Annotated in this window: 12 protein-coding genes and 1 pseudogene; 5 read left to right on the plus strand and 8 right to left on the minus strand. The window is 65.3% G+C overall.

What is annotated here, in order from left to right:
- The 3 genes and pseudogenes from HDG37_RS29555 to queF all read left to right on the plus strand — a co-directional run.
- Positions 1 to 165: pseudogene (locus HDG37_RS29555) on the plus strand (threonine ammonia-lyase, biosynthetic); the annotation flags it as partial.
- A 23-nt stretch (positions 166 to 188) separates the two neighbouring features.
- Positions 189 to 1091 (plus strand): 5'-nucleotidase, encoded by a 903-nt coding sequence (locus tag HDG37_RS29560; protein ID WP_184053832.1) that lies wholly within the window; start codon positions 189 to 191, stop codon positions 1089 to 1091.
- The gene (gene queF, locus HDG37_RS29565; RefSeq protein WP_184053835.1) at positions 1088 to 1912 is read left to right on the plus strand and encodes an NADPH-dependent 7-cyano-7-deazaguanine reductase QueF; all 825 of its coding nucleotides are present in this window, start codon (positions 1088 to 1090) and stop codon (positions 1910 to 1912) included. Before HDG37_RS29560 ends, queF begins: the two co-directional genes overlap by 4 nt.
- Before the next feature lie 92 nt (positions 1913 to 2004).
- On the opposite strand, the gene HDG37_RS29570 is transcribed toward queF, so the two are convergent.
- From HDG37_RS29570 to HDG37_RS29580, 3 genes are all read right to left on the minus strand, one after another.
- The gene (locus tag HDG37_RS29570; protein ID WP_008923846.1) at positions 2005 to 2391 is read right to left on the minus strand and encodes a RidA family protein; all 387 of its coding nucleotides are present in this window, start codon (positions 2389 to 2391) and stop codon (positions 2005 to 2007) included.
- 70 nt (positions 2392 to 2461) lie between these two features.
- Complete coding sequence (locus HDG37_RS29575; protein WP_184053838.1) at positions 2462 to 3943, minus strand: amidohydrolase family protein; 1482 nt, start codon at positions 3941 to 3943, stop codon at positions 2462 to 2464.
- A gap of 3 nt (positions 3944 to 3946) precedes the next feature.
- Positions 3947 to 4837, minus strand: coding sequence for a MurR/RpiR family transcriptional regulator (locus tag HDG37_RS29580; RefSeq protein WP_184053841.1), 891 nt, complete (start codon positions 4835 to 4837; stop codon positions 3947 to 3949).
- 155 nt (positions 4838 to 4992) lie between these two features.
- Between HDG37_RS29580 and HDG37_RS29585 the strand changes: the two genes are divergently transcribed.
- On the plus strand, positions 4993 to 6270 hold the full coding sequence (locus HDG37_RS29585) for an amino acid deaminase (RefSeq protein ID WP_184053844.1): 1278 nt from the start codon (positions 4993 to 4995) through the stop codon (positions 6268 to 6270).
- Between the two features lie 104 nt (positions 6271 to 6374).
- Here the strand turns inward: HDG37_RS29585 and HDG37_RS29590 are convergent, their stop codons facing one another.
- Both HDG37_RS29590 and HDG37_RS29595 read right to left on the minus strand, forming a co-directional pair.
- Positions 6375 to 6875 carry a MarR family winged helix-turn-helix transcriptional regulator gene (locus HDG37_RS29590; RefSeq protein ID WP_184053847.1) on the minus strand — a complete coding sequence of 167 codons (501 nt, stop codon included), beginning with the start codon at positions 6873 to 6875 and terminating at the stop codon, positions 6375 to 6377.
- A 30-nt stretch (positions 6876 to 6905) separates the two neighbouring features.
- Entirely contained in the window at positions 6906 to 8501 is a 1596-nt protein-coding gene (locus HDG37_RS29595; protein WP_184053850.1) for an MDR family MFS transporter, read from the minus strand.
- A 137-nt stretch (positions 8502 to 8638) separates the two neighbouring features.
- Between HDG37_RS29595 and HDG37_RS29600 the strand changes: the two genes are divergently transcribed.
- Positions 8639 to 9478, plus strand: coding sequence for an EcsC family protein (locus HDG37_RS29600; RefSeq protein ID WP_184053853.1), 840 nt, complete (start codon positions 8639 to 8641; stop codon positions 9476 to 9478).
- On the opposite strand, the gene HDG37_RS29605 is transcribed toward HDG37_RS29600, so the two are convergent.
- From HDG37_RS29605 to HDG37_RS29615, 3 genes are all read right to left on the minus strand, one after another.
- Positions 9445 to 10413, minus strand: a complete 969-nt coding sequence (locus HDG37_RS29605) for an alpha/beta hydrolase (RefSeq protein WP_184053856.1) — start codon at positions 10411 to 10413, stop codon at positions 9445 to 9447. The two genes, HDG37_RS29600 and HDG37_RS29605, sit on opposite strands and share 34 nt — an antisense overlap.
- A gap of 132 nt (positions 10414 to 10545) precedes the next feature.
- Entirely contained in the window at positions 10546 to 10980 is a 435-nt protein-coding gene (locus HDG37_RS29610; protein ID WP_184053858.1) for a CHRD domain-containing protein, read from the minus strand.
- Positions 10981 to 11429: 449 nt separating this feature from the next.
- Positions 11430 to 15842, minus strand: a complete 4413-nt coding sequence (locus HDG37_RS29615) for an ATP-binding protein (protein WP_260335129.1) — start codon at positions 15840 to 15842, stop codon at positions 11430 to 11432.
- Positions 15843 to 15907 lie beyond the last annotated feature (65 nt).

Raw genomic sequence — 15907 nt, forward strand, 5'->3', positions numbered from 1 at the left:
AGCCTGTTCCACTACCGCAACCAGGGCGCGGACTACAGCTCGATTCTGGTCGGCATTCAGGTGCCCGGGAGCGACCACGCGGCGTTCGAGCGCTTCATCGAAACGCTCGGCTATCCGTGCTGGGAAGAGACGAAAAACCCGGTCTATCGTCTCTTCCTCGCCTGATCTCTTCGAACCGGAACGCAACGATGGCGCTTTCGCTCGTCGACAAACTGGTGGTCGCAATCTCGTCGCGCGCACTGTTCGACTTCGAGGAAGAGAACCGTGTCTACGAGGCCGGCGACCTGAAGGCTTACGAAGCGTTGCAGCGCGAGCGTCTGAACGTGCCCGCGAAACCGGGCGTGGCGTTTCCGCTGATCCGCAAGCTGCTTGCGCTGAACGCCGGCGGTCATCGCGTCGAAGTGGTGATCCTGTCGCGCAGCGATCCGATCAGCGGTCTGCGCGCGTTTCATTCCTGCCGCGAACACGGGCTCGCGATCGAGCGCGGCGTGTTCACGCGCGGCCGCGCGCCGTTCGGTTATCTGAAACCGCTGAACGCTTCGCTGTTTTTGTCGGCGAATCAGCACGACGTGCGCGATGCGCTCGCCGCGGGCTTCCCAGCCGCACGCGTGTTGCCGGAATCGGCGAAAATGGCGAGCAAGTACCCGGACGAAATCCGCATTGCGTTCGACGGCGACGCGGTCTTGTTTTCCGACGAAGCGGAACGCATCTTTCAGAATGACGGCCTGCGCGCGTTCGTCGGTCACGAGATCGACAACAAGCATCTGCCGCTCGCGGACGGTCCGCTCAAGCCGCTGCTCGAAGCACTGCACCGGTTGCAAATACTTGCAGACGCGGCCGCGCCGATGCGCATTCGCACGGCGCTGGTGACGGCGCGCTCGGCGCCCGCGCATGAGCGCGCAATCCGCACACTGATGGCATGGAACATCGAAATCGACGAAGCGATGTTCCTCGGCGGCCTCGACAAAAGCGCATTTCTGCGCGAGTTCGAGCCCGACTTTTTCTTCGACGACCAGATCGGCCACTGCGAATCGGCCCGCGTCGTAACGGCGACGGGGCACGTGCTGAGTGGCATCGTGAACGCATCATGACACCCGAACAATCCCCGCTCGGCAAGTCCTCGACTTACACCGAACAATACGATCCGACGCTGCTATTTCCGATTGCGCGCAGCCATGCGCGCGAGGCGATCGGCATTACCGCGCGACTGCCGTTTTTCGGCACCGACATCTGGAACGCCTACGAGCTGTCGTGGCTGAATGCGCGCGGCAAGCCGCAGATCGCCGTCGCGACGTTCTTCGTGCCGGCCGACTCGCCGAACATCGTCGAATCGAAATCGTTCAAGCTGTATCTGGGCTCGTTCGCGCAGACTGCGTTCGACTCAGCCGAGAGCGTGCGCGACACGATCAGGCGCGACGTGTCCGCGTCGTGCGGCGCGACCGTGTCGGTACATCTGAGCACACCGCACGAATTCGGCAAGCTGAAAATGGAAGAATTCGCCGGTCTGTCGCTCGACCGGCTCGAACTCGAGGCGAGCGTCTATCAGCCGGACGCGTCACTTTTGAGCGCGGCGCGCGACGAAGCGCCGGTCGAGGAAACGCTGTTCTCGAACCTGCTGAAGTCGAACTGCCCGGTGACCGGTCAGCCGGACTGGGGCAGCGTGCAGATCCACTACGCCGGCCCGCAGATCGATCACGCGGGCCTCTTGCGATACATCATCTCGTACCGCAATCACACCGGGTTTCATGAGCAATGCGTCGAGCGAATCTTCGTCGACATCATGAAGATGTGCAAACCGCTGAAGCTCGCCGTGTATGCGCGCTACACGCGCCGCGGCGGGCTCGACATCAACCCGTTCCGCACCAACTACAACCTGCCGATGCCGGACAACATGCGGCTCGCGCGGCAGTAACTCCAACACAAAAAACAGCGGTAAACGCGACGAGGGCGCCGCAGGCCATCACGACCTGCGGCGCCCTCGTCACATGAAAGCCATCAAAGCGATCAGGCCGCGGGCTTCTTATAAGCGACGCAATCCACCTCGACCTTGCAGTCGATCACCATCGACGACACCACGCACGCGCGCGCCGGCGGATTCTCGCCAAAATACTCGCGAAACACCTTGTTGAACGACGCGAAGTCGCGCGGATCGTCGAGCCACACGCCGCAACGCACGACGTGCTCGGCGCCATAGCCCGCTTCCTTCAGGATCGCGAACACATTCTGGATCGCCTTGTGCGATTGCTCGACGATGCCGCCGTTGATCACTTCGCCGTTTTCCATCGGCGTCTGGCCCGACACGAACAGCCAGCCGTCCGCCTCGACCGCGCGCGCGAACGGCATCACCTGACCGCCCGTTCCCTTTCCGCCTTCCACGCCATATCGCTTCATCGTCACACTCCTTAAAAAGTCGGGCACGCGCGGCGCCCTCGCCGCGCGTGCCGCCATCAATCGATAAAAATCAGAACGCGCCCTGCGCATCGCCCTTCGACGGCGCGCCGCGCGTGACGAACCGGCCAGCCCGCTCGCCCGTCACCGCGCCATCGCGATACGACAGCACGCCGTTGACCCACACCGCGTCGATGCCGGCAGCGGGCTGCTGGGGCTTGTCGAACGTCGCCACGTCATGCACTTTCGCCGGATCGAACAGCACGAGGTCGGCGTGATAGCCGATATGCACTTCGCCGCGTTGCGCGAGTCCGAAGCGGCGCGCGGACAGGCTCGTCATCTTGCGCACCGCTTCCTCGAGCGGCAGCAAAGCGGCATCGCGCGCATAGTGACCGAGCACGCGCGGAAACGCGCCCCACAGCCGCGGATGCGGCAGCGGATCGTTCGGCAGGCCGTCGGAACCAACCATCGTCGCCGGATGCGACAGGATGCGCCGCACGTCGTCTTCGGACATGTTGTGATAGACCGCGCCGGCCGGCTGCAGGCGCTTGCCCGCCTCCTGCTGCGAGACGCCCCATTCGGCCGCGACTTCCTTGATCAGCTTGCCCGCCATTTCCGGATGCGGTTCGGACCACGTGATCGTGATGTCGATGTCGCCTGTCACCTGCTTCAGATCGAGCGTCGACGAGCTGCGGTTGTACGGATAGCAGTCGCAACCGACCGGCTGCCCGCCGCGCGCGCCTTCGAGCGACTTCAGCACCTCGACGCTGCGCCCCCAGTTCGACGGCCCCGCGCACTTCAGATGCGAGATCACGACCGGCACACGCGCATGACGACCGACGCGGTAGGCCTCGTCCATCGCATCGAGAATCGCGTCGAACTCGGTGCGCATATGGGTCGTGTACAGCGCGCCCGCGGCCGCGAGCGGCTCGGCGAGCGCCATCACTTCCTCGGTCGGCGCGGCGAACGCCGAACCGTATGCGAGCCCCGAGCTGAGACCGAGCGCGCCGTGCGCGAGCGCTTCCTCGAGCTGCGCGCACATGCGCTCGATTTCCTCGGCAGTCGCCGCGCGATCGAGCCGGTCCATCTGGTTGTTGCGCAACGCCGTGTGGCCGATCAGCGCGCCGACGTTCACCGCCGGCCGCGCGGCGTTCACCGCGTTCACATAGTCGGCGAAGGTCGGGTACTGGAACGCGTCGCGCTCGCCGAGCAGGTTCATCGGATCGGGCGGATCGCCCTTCAGCGATACCGGCGACGCGCTGATCCCGCAATTGCCGACGATCACCGTCGTCACGCCCTGGGTGATCTTCGGCAGCATCTGCGGCGAGCGGATCACATGCGTGTCGTCGTGCGTGTGTACGTCGATGAAGCCCGGCGCGAGCGCGCGCCCCTCGGCCTCGATCACCTCTTCGGCGAGCCAGTTCGACAGATTGCCGATCGCGACGATGCGCCCGTCGCGGATCGCCACGTCGCGCTCGACGGGCGGCGCGCCCGTGCCGTCGTACAGTTGCGCGCCGACGATCAGCGTGTCGGCGGCTTCGGGATGCGAATGCATGGATCAGTCTCCTAACGGTTGTCGATCGCCGCCGCCGCGGTGCGCGTCGAGCGCGTGCTTCATGCGGCGCAGCAATTCGCGGCTTTCGTCGCCCTGACTGACGGCAAGTTCGGTGACGAGCACATCGAGCGCCATCATCATGGCGTAACGGGACGACGACGGCTTGTAAATGAAATCGGTTTCGAACGCGACGATCGGGATCAGCCAGTTGGCGAGCCTCGCCAGCGGCGACGCGGGCGCCGTCAGCGCGACCACCGTCGCACCGTAGCTGCGCGCGATCTTGCAGTTCTCGACCATCTCGGGCACGCGCCCCGTGGTGGACAGCGCGATCACGACGCACTCGCGCGACACCGTGCTCGCCACCATGCGCTGCAACAGCCCGTCCTGATAGGTCGCGACCGGGCGGCCGAGGCGCACGAGCCTGAAACGCATTTCGTCAGCGAGCGCGGTCGAGCCGCCGCCCATGCCGAACACGTAGATCATGCGCGCATCGCGCAGCGCGGCCGCCGCTTCGGCGAGCGGCGCCTGGCGCAGCAGTTGATGATTGTGCGCGAGCGCCGTTTGCAGCTCGTCGAAGACGCGCGTGGCGATCGGCTCGGGTGCGTCGCTTGCTGTGTCGCGCTCGAGAAACCGCTGACCGACCGCGGCCGCCTGCGCGAGCCGCAGCTTGAGTTCGCGCACGTCGCGGCAGCCGACCGCCTTCGCGAAGCGCGTGACGGTCGCGATGCTGACCTCGGCCTGCTGTGCCAGCGCGCCGATGCTCGCGCGCGACGCGCCGGTCAGATCGTCGAGGATCAGCGCGGCGACCTTGCGTTCGGCCGAGCGCAACTCCGGCGCGCACTCGGCAATGCGCGCGACGATGTCGAAAGCGAGCGGTTCGGCGCTACGGTTCATGGCAGGCGGTGGGGTTCGCGGCACGGCTTTCGCGGCCCTTTCCGGCGGCCTTCGAAACCCATGGTACTAAATAACATTCTTTCAGACATCGTACTTTCGGTACCATGGTAAAGTCAAATCCAACTCAATTTACCCGGACGATGGAGCACGGAGAAATGAAAGTTACAAACTATCAGGGCGCGACGATTGATCCTTATAGCAAGGGCTTGGGCATGGTTCCGGGCACGAGCGTCCAGCTGAAGGACGCCGCGCGCCTCGAGTGGAACCTGCTCGCCGAGGACGTCAGCCTGCCGGCTGCCGTACTGTACGAGGATCGCGTCGAGCACAACCTGAAATGGATGCAGGCGTTCGTTGCCAAATACGGCGTCAAGCTCGCGCCTCACGGCAAGACCACGATGGCGCCACAACTGTTTCGCCGTCAGCTCGAAACCGGTGCGTGGGGCATCACGCTCGCCACCGCTCATCAGGTGCGCGCTGCGTACCACGGCGGCGTCTCGCGCATCCTGATGGCGAATCAGCTGGTCGGCCGTCACAACATGATGATGATCGCCGAATTGCTCAGCGATCCGGATTTCGAATTCTTCTGCCTCGTCGATTCGGCTGAAGGCGTCGAGCAACTCGGCGAATTCTTCACCTCGGTGAAGAAGCCGCTGCAGGTGCTGCTCGAACTCGGCGTGCCGGGTGGACGCACCGGCGTGCGCGACGAAGCGCAGCGCAACGCGGTGCTCGACGCGATCGCGCGCTATCCGGAGGTGCTGAAGCTCGCGGGGGTCGAACTGTATGAAGGCGTGCTGAAGGAAGAACCCGAAGTGCGCGCGTTCCTGCAAGGCGCGGTTGCGGTCACTCGCGAACTTGTCGAGCAGGGGCGTTTCGCGCGCTCGCCGGCGGTGCTATCGGGCGCGGGATCGGCGTGGTACGACGTGGTCGCCGAAGAGTTCGCGCAGGCGACGCAATCCGGCAAGGTCGAGGTCGTGCTGCGTCCCGGCTGCTATCTGACGCATGACGTCGGCATCTATCGCAAGGCGCAGACCGACATCTTCAAGCGCAATCCTGTCGCGAAGAAAATGGGCGAAGGCTTGCTGCCGGCGCTGCAATTGTGGGCCTACGTGCAGTCCATTCCCGAGCCGGATCGCGCGATCATCGGCCTCGGCAAACGCGACTCCGCGTTCGACGCAGGCATGCCGGAGCCGGCGCGCCACTATCGCCCGGGCCAGCAAGCGCCGCGCGACATCGCCGCGAGCGAGGGCTGGGAGATCTTCGGCCTGATGGATCAGCACGCTTATCTGCGGATTCCCGCCGGCGCCGATCTGAAAGTGGGCGACATGATCGCGTTCGACATCTCGCATCCGTGCCTGACATTCGACAAGTGGAAGCAGGTGCTGGTCGTCGATCCGCAGTATCGCGTGAAGGAAGTGATCGAGACGTTCTTCTGATCGGACCACGCCGCGCTGACTGAAGCGCGATCTGTTCCGCTCAAGAAAAAGGCTGTGCGCCCTTGGGCTCACAGCCTTTTTTATCGCCACGCGCGGACTAATAATTACATGCGCTGCGCCGCCTCGTCGCCAGCGGTCTCCTGCGGCGCGGCGGCCACGGTCGCGGCGCCGGCGTTGGCCGTCACCTCGCCGATGCGCGTCTCCAACATTTTCAGCGCGCTCGACAACGCCGCGAGCGCCTCATCCGGCAACCCGGCCATCGTGTCGTGCAAGAACGCGTTGCGACGCGGCAGGCTCGCTTCGGTCGCGGCGTGGCCCGCTTCGGTCAGGCGCACGTTGGTCACGCGGTTATCGCGCGTATCCATGCTGCGCGCGATCCAGCCCAACCCTTCGAGCGCCTTCAGCTGTCGCGTGAGCGCGCCAGGATCGACGCGCAACCGCTCGACGAGCCGCTTCTGCGACGACTCGCCGGCCTGCTCGCGCAGCGCGAGCAGAATGCGCCAGCGTGGCAACGGATGCCCCACCTGCGCCTCGAATGCCGACATGAACGCCCGATACGTGCGACCAAATTGCTGCATGACGCCGACGCGGTCCTGTTCTTCCATAGTCTGCCTGTCCAACACCAAGTTCAAAAATCAGTCTGCGTGAATCACCGGCTCGAGCTTGCGCTGCAGCTTGATCGGCGGCACGCGGCGGGTTTGCCACACCGACACGACGGCGATCACCGCGGCCATCGCGAGACCCAGATGAATCGCCCCGACCAGCGCCTCGCGCGCACTTTCGAGCAACATCGCGCCGTTGTGGCCAGCGTGGGTCAACTGGTCGACGAGCGTGGTCTGCGCATCGCGGTTGATCAGGATCTGCGGATCGCCGAGATCGGCGAACCAGTGCGACGCGCCCGCGCCTTCGAGCGCATTGCGCACGCCGCTCTTGTACATGTGGGTCACGAGCGTGCCGGTCAGCGCCGTGCCGATCATGCCACCGATCATCCGCAGCGACTGCAGCAGCGCGGTCGCGATGCCGAGGTGTTCGCGGCCCGCGGTCTGCTGCGCGAAGATCGTCAGGTTCGGCATCACGAAGCCGAGCCCGAGGCCGCCGACGACCATGAACGACATCAGCACCCATTGCTGCATCGAACGGGTCGCGACGACGATGCCAAGGCATGACAGCGCGACCATCGCAAAGCCGATGTACAGCATCAGGTTCGGATTCTTCACCCGCGACACGACGCGCCCGTTCGCGATACTGCCGATCGTGATGAACACGACGAGCGGCGTGATCACGAGGCCCGCCTCTTTCGGCGACATGCCGAAGCCGCCCTGGAACAGCAGCGGTGCGTAGAACAGCAGCGAGAACATCGTGAAGCCGCCGAGCACGGCCAGCGTGAACAGCGCGGCCAGACTGCGGTTGCGGAACATGTCGACGGGCAGGATCGCGGTCGGGCAGCGCTGTTCCCATTTCCACAGCGTGACGGCCGACGCGACGGCGAGCCCGAGCAGCGCGAACGCGCTCAGCGTGATGCCGTGCTTCGGCAGCAATTCGACGGACAGCTGCAGTGAGCCGAGCGCGATCGCGATCAGCAGCGCGCCGGGCCAGTCGAGCCGCATTTTGCCGGTATGTTCGACGTGCCGCAGATGCGGCAGGAAACGCCAGACGAAAAACAGCGACAGTAGCCCGACCGGCAAATTCACATAGAACACCGAGCGCCAGCCGTAGTACTGCGTGAGAAAACCGCCGAGCGACGGGCCGACCGCATTGGCGATGCCGAACGCCGAGCTCATCAGCACCTGCCAGCGCAGCCGCACGACGGAATCGGGGAACAGATCGGGAATGCATGCGAACGCGGTGCCGACGAGCATGCCGCCGCCAATGCCCTGCAACCCGCGCGCGAGCACGAGAAACAGCATGCTGTTGGCCGCGCCGCACAGCACCGAGGCGCCGGTAAACACGACGATCGACGCAATCACGAACGGCTTGCGCCCGTAATAATCGCCAAGCCGCCCGAAAATCGGCACGGTGATCACCGAGGTCAGCAGATACGAGGTTGCGACCCATGCGTACAACTCGAAGCCTCGGAGTTCGGACACGATGGTGGGCAGCGCGGTGCCGACCACGGTCTGGTCGAGCGCGACCAGCATCGTGACGAACGAGATGCCGAGCATGGCCAGCAGGGATTCGCGGAACGGTAAGACTTGCCCACTCGAATGGTGGGCGGCGGTATGGACAGCCATTTTTGATGGAGCAAAAGTTGACGTGTCAAAAGATTGGGGATCATACCATGGTGCGACGCTTCAAGCGGGACGGAACGCGTCTTGCAACGCGGTAGACTGACTCCAAGTAGCCAAGACACGACATGCCAGGGAGGCCCATGCAGCCGAGTTCGCTCGCAGCACCATCCTTATCGGAGCAGGATCTCGCCGCGCTGCGGCGCGCGAAACACCAGCTCGAAAGCCCCGCGCTCACGATGAAGCTCGCGAGCGTCGTCGGCGCGCCGATCGAGAAGCTGCTATCGCGCATCCCGGCATTCGCCAACCAAAAAGTGTCCGATGCGACGCAGGCCGCGTTGCGCAAATGTCTGTCGATCGCGTTACGCACGCTCGGCCGGCGCGACGACGCCAGGCTTCTCGCGCCCGACAAGCCGAACAACCTGCTGCACAAGTTCGCGGTCGCGACCACCGGCGCGGCCGGCGGGGCGTTTGGATTGATCGCGCTGCCAGTCGAGCTGCCGGTCACGACTACGCTGATGTTCCGCTCGATCTGCGACATCGCGCGCAGCGAGGGCGAGGACCTGACCTCGGTCGACACACAGCTGCAATGCCTGACCGTGCTCGGCATGGGCGGTACATCGAGCGAGGACGACGACGCCAACCTCGGCTACTTCTTCATGCGCGGCGCGCTAGCGCAGGCGGTGTCGAAGGCGTCGTCCGAGGTGGCCAGCAAGGGCTTCACGACCCACGGCTCGGCGGCGCTGCTGCGGCTGCTCAACGCGATCGCCGCGCGCTTTTCGGTGCAGGTCAGCGAACAGATCGCTGCCAAATCGATTCCCGCGATCGGCGCGGTGCTCGGCGCGATGGTCAACACCGTGTTTATCGATCACTTCCAGCAGGTCGCGCACGGGCACTTCACCGTGCGGCGGCTCGAGCGGCAATACGGCCAGCAAACGATCGAAGCCGTCTATCGGACGCTCGACGTCACGCTCGACGCCTGAGCCCTGTTCGCGGCGCGGCTCGTCGCGCGTCGCACGAACGCGGCCGCGCGATCGAGCGCGCGGTTCGCCTCCGGCATGAACGGCGCGAACATCGGCCACACGTGCGGCAGGTTTTTCCACACCTCGCATTCGCAATCGACTCCTGCCGCGTGCGCGTTGTCGGCGACGCGGCGCGCGTCGTCGAGCAGCACCTCGGTGCTGCCCGCCTGCAAGAACAGCGGCGGCAAACCGCGCAGGTCCGCGTAGACCGGCGACGCGTACGGATGCGTGGCCGGCGCGTCGCCGAGATAGACCTTGGCCGCGCGCTCGATCGAGGCGCCACAGAACATCGGATCGACGCTGTCGTTGGTGCGCAGGCTCGCGCCGGTCGTCGCCAGATCGGTCCACGGCGAGAACAGCAGGCCGCCGGCGGGCATCGGTGCGCCGGCGTCGCGCAGCGCGACCAGCGTCGCGAGCGCGAGGCCGCCGCCGGCCGAGTCGCCGGCGACCACGATCGAGCTCGGTGCGATGCCCATCGCGAGCAGCTGTCGATAGGCGGCGGTGGCGTCGTCAAGCGCGGCCGGAAAGCGATGCTCGGGCGCGAGGCGGTAGTCGAGGGAGAAGAGCCGCGCGTCTGCGCGGGTAGCGAGAGCGAACGTTAGCGACCGATGCGTGCGCGGCGAGCAGAAGTAGTAGCCTCCGCCGTGGCAATACAGCACCGTCGGCTCCGCGCCGCCGGCCGTGCCACCGTCCACGCGTTCCAGCCATTCGCCGACGAGCGGCGCCTCGCCCGCGCCATACGTTTCGCGAAGATGCCAGCCGCGCGGCACGCGTGGCGACCACACCCGCTTCGAGGTCAGCGCGCGCGCCCGCTCGACGTTGATCGACGGTTTGAGGGTTTCGGGCCGGAACTGCTTGCGCAAATACCAGCAAGCGAGCGCGCTTTGCCAGCTCATCGGGACATGCTCCTTCGTTGAAGTCCCGTCATGGTACGGGCGGTGGCGGGGGCGCCGTTGGTTGGCGGGTTCTAACGGTGTGAAGCTGCTTTTGGCCGCGGCACGCGCGCTCGGCCCACGCGAGGCCCACGCCTAGTTCGCCGGCAACACCTGCCCGCGAATTTCGCCCGTCGGATTCTGCACGGTATGAACATTGAAGTACCACTGCCCCGCCATCAGATCCGTGACCTGCTGCTCGGTCAGCTTCGCCGTGCCTTTGATCGGACTCGCGAGGCCATTCTTCCCGATCGGCACCTGGACCTTCGCGTTCTGGCCAACCGGCGCGGGACCGTGGAAATGCGCGGCGGTGACCGGACTGCTCAAGCCTTCGTAAGTAACAGTCCACTGCAGCGATTGGGTGGACGTGTCGAAGGTCGCATTCAGCATGCCGTGCCCGTGACTCACGCGCGGCGGCACTTCGCTCGACGGCTGGAGATTCGCCTTCAGCGCAACCGTATCCGCGAACGCAGCGCCCGACGCAAGCGCCCACACCACCACGGCCAGATTCAATTTTCGCAGCGAAATCATGGTCTTCTCCGGACATTGACGCGCCGCCGCGGCACCCGTGTCGGCCGTGCGGAGCTTCCACATACTAGTGCAAATCATTTGGAGCCGGTAAGGTTGGGATGGTGGCTTGCGCGGGCCGCTTTAATTCGAACCGGACTGTGATTAAAACCGAAGGTCTGATGGGCAAGGTGCGCAATGCGCACAGGCGTTCGTCACGATATGCCTAAAATACCGGCAAAAACGTAGTGCGAAATCGTTTTAATCGATTTAATCGAAAAGTTAATTGCGCGATTTGTAATGAATAAATGACGCTGTTCCTGGTATGCTTCGAATTGCGAGAAGTGACTCCTTCATCGAAGGATGTCTCCAAATCTTTAACGCGGCTTCGGCCGCGTTTTTTTTCGTCCCGATTTTGGTCGCGGCCGTTTGAATCGGCCGCGTATTCGCGCGAGGTCACCGCCCGCCGCCCGCTAGGCGAGCAATGCGGCCTGCTGTTCGATGCTATCGAGCATCGCCTCGCATTGGCGGATTAGCGCATGCCCCTCGTTACGCAACTGCTCGGGCGACTTCGCGACAATGTCGCGACGATAGGCTTCGAGCGCGTGTACGAGTGGCTGATACTGCAGCACGCTGGCCGCCCCCATCACCCGATGCAGCCACTCGGGCACCCGCCCCGTGTCCGCGCGTTCGAGTAACGTCGCAAGCGCGTTGAAGTCTTCGCGCATCGACGAGATGAATGAACCGAGCAACGCCTTGACCGTCGACTCGCTTCCCCATAACTGCGTCATGTGCGTTAGGTCGACGGGCACGTACGGTTCGACACCGACGCGCTGCGTGATCTGCCGCTCGCCGGCCGGCGCCGACGATTCGCGACCGCAGGTTTCTGCCGGCGCGGGGTGCCGAACGGTGTCGGTGCCAAACCAGCGGCTCAGGTAGTCGCGCAACGTGGCGAGCCGAGTCGGCTTGATCAGACTGTCGTCCATGCCGGCTTCGCGGCACAGCCTCAGGTCGTCGGGCGCGGTGTTGGCCGTGATGCCGAGTATCGGCAGACGCTGCGCGCCGCCGCGCAGGGCCTCCGCTTCGCGGATACGGCGCGTCAGTTCGTAACCGGACAGGTTCGGCATGTGACAGTCCGTGATCAGGCAGCCATAGCTCGTGCGCTCGAGCGCGAGAAGCGCTTCGGCGCCGTCGTTCGCGACCTCGCACGCGAACCCCAGCAGGGCGAGTTGATGGCGGATCAACTCCTGATTGACTGGGTGATCTTCCGCGACAAGAATCAGTCGCCCGCTCGCGATCGCGCGTTCACGATCCGGCGGCGGCGCGACGCCATCGGTCGAGAACCGCACGCCTGGCGCTCGCGGTACCATCGGGGACATCGACGACAGGCCCGTCATCGCGGCCGCGCATGCGGCGCCGAGGCCGCGCCACGAAAACGGATTGATGCTCACGCGCACCTTGTCGTCGAGGATGCGGTAACCCGTCGGCATCGGCTTTTCGGTCAGCGTGACGACACGCGCATTTGCGCCGATCTGTACGGGCAACGTGACGTCCTCGCCGACGAACAGCAGATCCGCGCGGCTCAGCAGGTCGCTCTTGCCCTGCGTCGCCGCAGCGGCCGAGAGGCTGCGCAGTTCGAGCCCGAGCGCCTCGCCGAAGTGTGCGAGAGCGCGGCCGATGCGAGGATCTCGCGTGATCACGACGGCGCGTTTGCCGCGCAGACCGTTGATCGAATAACGCTGCTCGACGATCGGCATCGTCAGCCGCACGATCATCCTCGTGCCATGGCCCGGTTCGCTGCGCAGCGCGAGCGTGCCGTTCATCAGGTCGATCAGCTTGCGGCAGATCGTCAGCCCAAGGCCCGTGCCGCCGAAGCGCCGCGTGGTGGACGACTCAGCCTGCACGAACGGCTCGAACAGGCCCGCCTGCACATCCGGCGCGATGCCGATGCCGGTGTCCTCAACGATCAGCTCCAATGTCTGCGAGTCCGCGCGATCCTGGACGACCGCCACGCTCACACCCACCTCGCCCTTCGGCGTGAACTTGATCGCATTGCCAAGCAGATTGAACAGAATCTGGCGCAGACGCACGCTGTCGCCGCGGAGCGTCGCGGCGGCGTCGGTCGCGATGTCGACGCGCACTTTCAGCCCTTTTTCGTGGGCGCGCCCCGCGAGCAGGCCGACCGCGTTATCGACGAGTTCGCGCAGATCGATCGGCTCGGCTTCGAGCGTGAGCCGCCCCGCCTCGATCTTCGAATAATCGAGCAAATCATCGAGAATCTGCAGCAGCGCGCCCGCCGACTCATTGATCATGCCGAGCATTTCGCTCTGATCGGTACTGAGCGGCGTGCGCTCGAGCACTTCGACGAGACCGAGCACACCGTTCATCGGGGTGCGGATTTCGTGGCTCATCATCGCGAAGAAGTCGTCCTTCGCGCGCGAGGCCGCCTCGGCCACATCGCGTGCCCGCGCGAGTTCCTCCGAACGCGCGCGCTCGACGCTCGCATCGATCCAATAGCCGCTCCAAACGACGCTGCCATCGGCTTCTCGCCTCGGCACCAGCTCGGCCCGCACCCACTTTGGTTGACCGGCGTTTTCCAGGCGGAACTCCATATGCACTGGGCAGGCCCAGCTCGCGGAACGCTCGAGCTCGGCGAGAACGCGCGGCCGATCCAGCTCCGACACTCGTTGGAAATCGACTCGTGCCCCCCCCTGCCAATCACCCTCGCCGAGCAGATGCCGCGTGTCGCCGCCGATGTACGGGAAGGAATACGCGCCGGACGGCGAGCGCCGCAACTGGAACACGACGGCGGGCAACGAGCGCGTGACGTCGAACAGGCGCCGTTCGGTTTCGCTCGCGCGCATTTCAGCGCGCCGGATGTCGGTGATGTCGACCATCGTGCCAAGCACGTACGCCGGCTGTCCATCGCTGGCCTCGCAGACGCTCGTCCAGAAAATCCCATGCCGCGTCTCGCCAGCGCCGTCCTCGAACTGGAGTTCGACTTTCGCGATGCCGCCGCCGCGCAGGATCTCGCCCGTGATGTCGTCGAGCACGCGGCTGTTTGCGTCGCCCCATGTGCCGACCTCGGTCGTCGTGCGCCCGAGCACGTCCTTGCGCTCCAGCCCGCACGCTTTCTCATAGGCCTCGTTGATCGCGATGTACCGTCCGTCCAGGCCTTTCGCGATGAGCGGATACGGCACCGTCTTCATCATCGTTTCCTGGAAGTTCAATTGCAGTGCGAGTTCGCGCTCGGTCTGCTTGCGTAGCCGGACTTCGCGTTGCAGCAGCACGTACGCGCGCAACGTGACCAGCAGCACGACGCCGATGCCGATCAGCACCGGCAGCAGCCGCACCGCAGTTACGCTCCATACGGCGTTGTCAGGCGCGGCGGGACTCACCCACTTGCGCCGGATGCGCTGCTTTTCGGCTGCCGGCATCGCCTGCAACGCGCGATCGATCAGCTTGACGAGCGGGCTCAGATCCTCGCGCACAGCAAAATACAACGAGTCGGATTCGCCGAGCGAGTCGAGCACCCTGAGCGCGCCGACGTAGTGCTGCCGCAGTTGCACGTTGATCGCGGCCGCGTTGCCGACCAGCACGTCGGCCTCGCCGCTCGCGACCATGCGCATCGCCTCGCCCAGGCTCGCCGCGACGACGATGTGATCGACCGGCACCGCTTCCAACGCGAGCGGCACCGAGCCGGCCACATGCGGCGACATCACGACGCGGCACGACGTGATGTCGTCGAACGAGCACGGGAGCGGCGCGCCGCTCCGCCCGACGATCACCAGCGGATCGCTCTCGTACACCCGGCTATGGTCGGCGCCTACCAGAAGCGCGGCGCGGCTCGATGTGGAGGACAGCATCGCGAGGTCGCCACGCTGGAACGCCTCGACGGCGGCGGCCCAGTCGGCCATGCGCGCGCGGTTGAACACGACACCGAGCGTGCTGCTCAGGTACGTGAGGTAATCGGCGGTCAGACCGACGGGGCGGCCTGCGGAATCAACATAGCTGAACGGCGCCCAGTCGTTGTCGAAGCCGACCTGCAACGGCGGCAGCGAACGCAGCCAGTTCTTCTCTTCCGGCGTCAACGTGAAGCGCGGTGTATGCGGCGCGGGCGCCGCGTTGAAGTTGCCGGACAGCCAGCGCGCGCGTATCGCGGCGGCCTCGGCGGGATTCATCGACACGAGCGCGCGGTTCAGCTGATCGCGCAAAGCAGGCTGGCGAGGCGATACAGCAAAGCGCAGGTCGAGCGCTTTGCCGCCTTGCTCGAACGCTACGCGCAGATTGCGATACGCGTCGGTCGCCAGTTCGTATTGCACGACCGGCGTGAAGCCGAAGTAGACGTCTGCATCGCCATGCAGTAGCGCACTCAGCGCTTCGTGCGTGCTCGCGAACGAGACGATACTCGCGCGAGGAAAACCTGCGCGCAACAAACGCTCACGCGCAAAACCGCGCTCGATCGCGATACGCGCGCCAGCGAGGTCGGTGGGGTTCACATGCCGGGCGTCGTCGCGACGCACGACGGCCGAGGCGAACGAGTGGAAGTAAGGAGCCGTAAAGCTGAGGCACCGCTCGCGCTCCGGCGTGCGCGCTATGCTCGTCAGCAGGTCGACCTCGCCGGCGCAAGCCGCGGCGACCAGCTTGGCCATGTCGGGAAAGCTCTTCGTCTCGATGACGACGTTCGGCCCCACGAGCGCGCGCAACAGGTCGCCGCTGACGCCGGCGAGCCGGCCGCCCAGCGGGATGTCGAACGGCGCCCAGCCTCCTTCGAGAATGCCGACCGCCAATCTGGCAGGAAATGCAATGGATGACGACGCGGAAGAACCCGCTCCCACTGCGGAAATTACGGGTGGCTGTGACGCAGCGCCGGCAGGTCCGGCCATGCAGACCGCATCCGTAACCGCCAGCAGAAAAAACGCGAGCCAATGCGTCATCGAGTGGCGCGGCG

It is taken from the genome of Paraburkholderia sp. MM5384-R2, from assembly GCF_014201025.1.
In the GTDB taxonomy this organism is placed as follows: Bacteria; Pseudomonadota; Gammaproteobacteria; order Burkholderiales; family Burkholderiaceae; genus Paraburkholderia; species Paraburkholderia tuberum.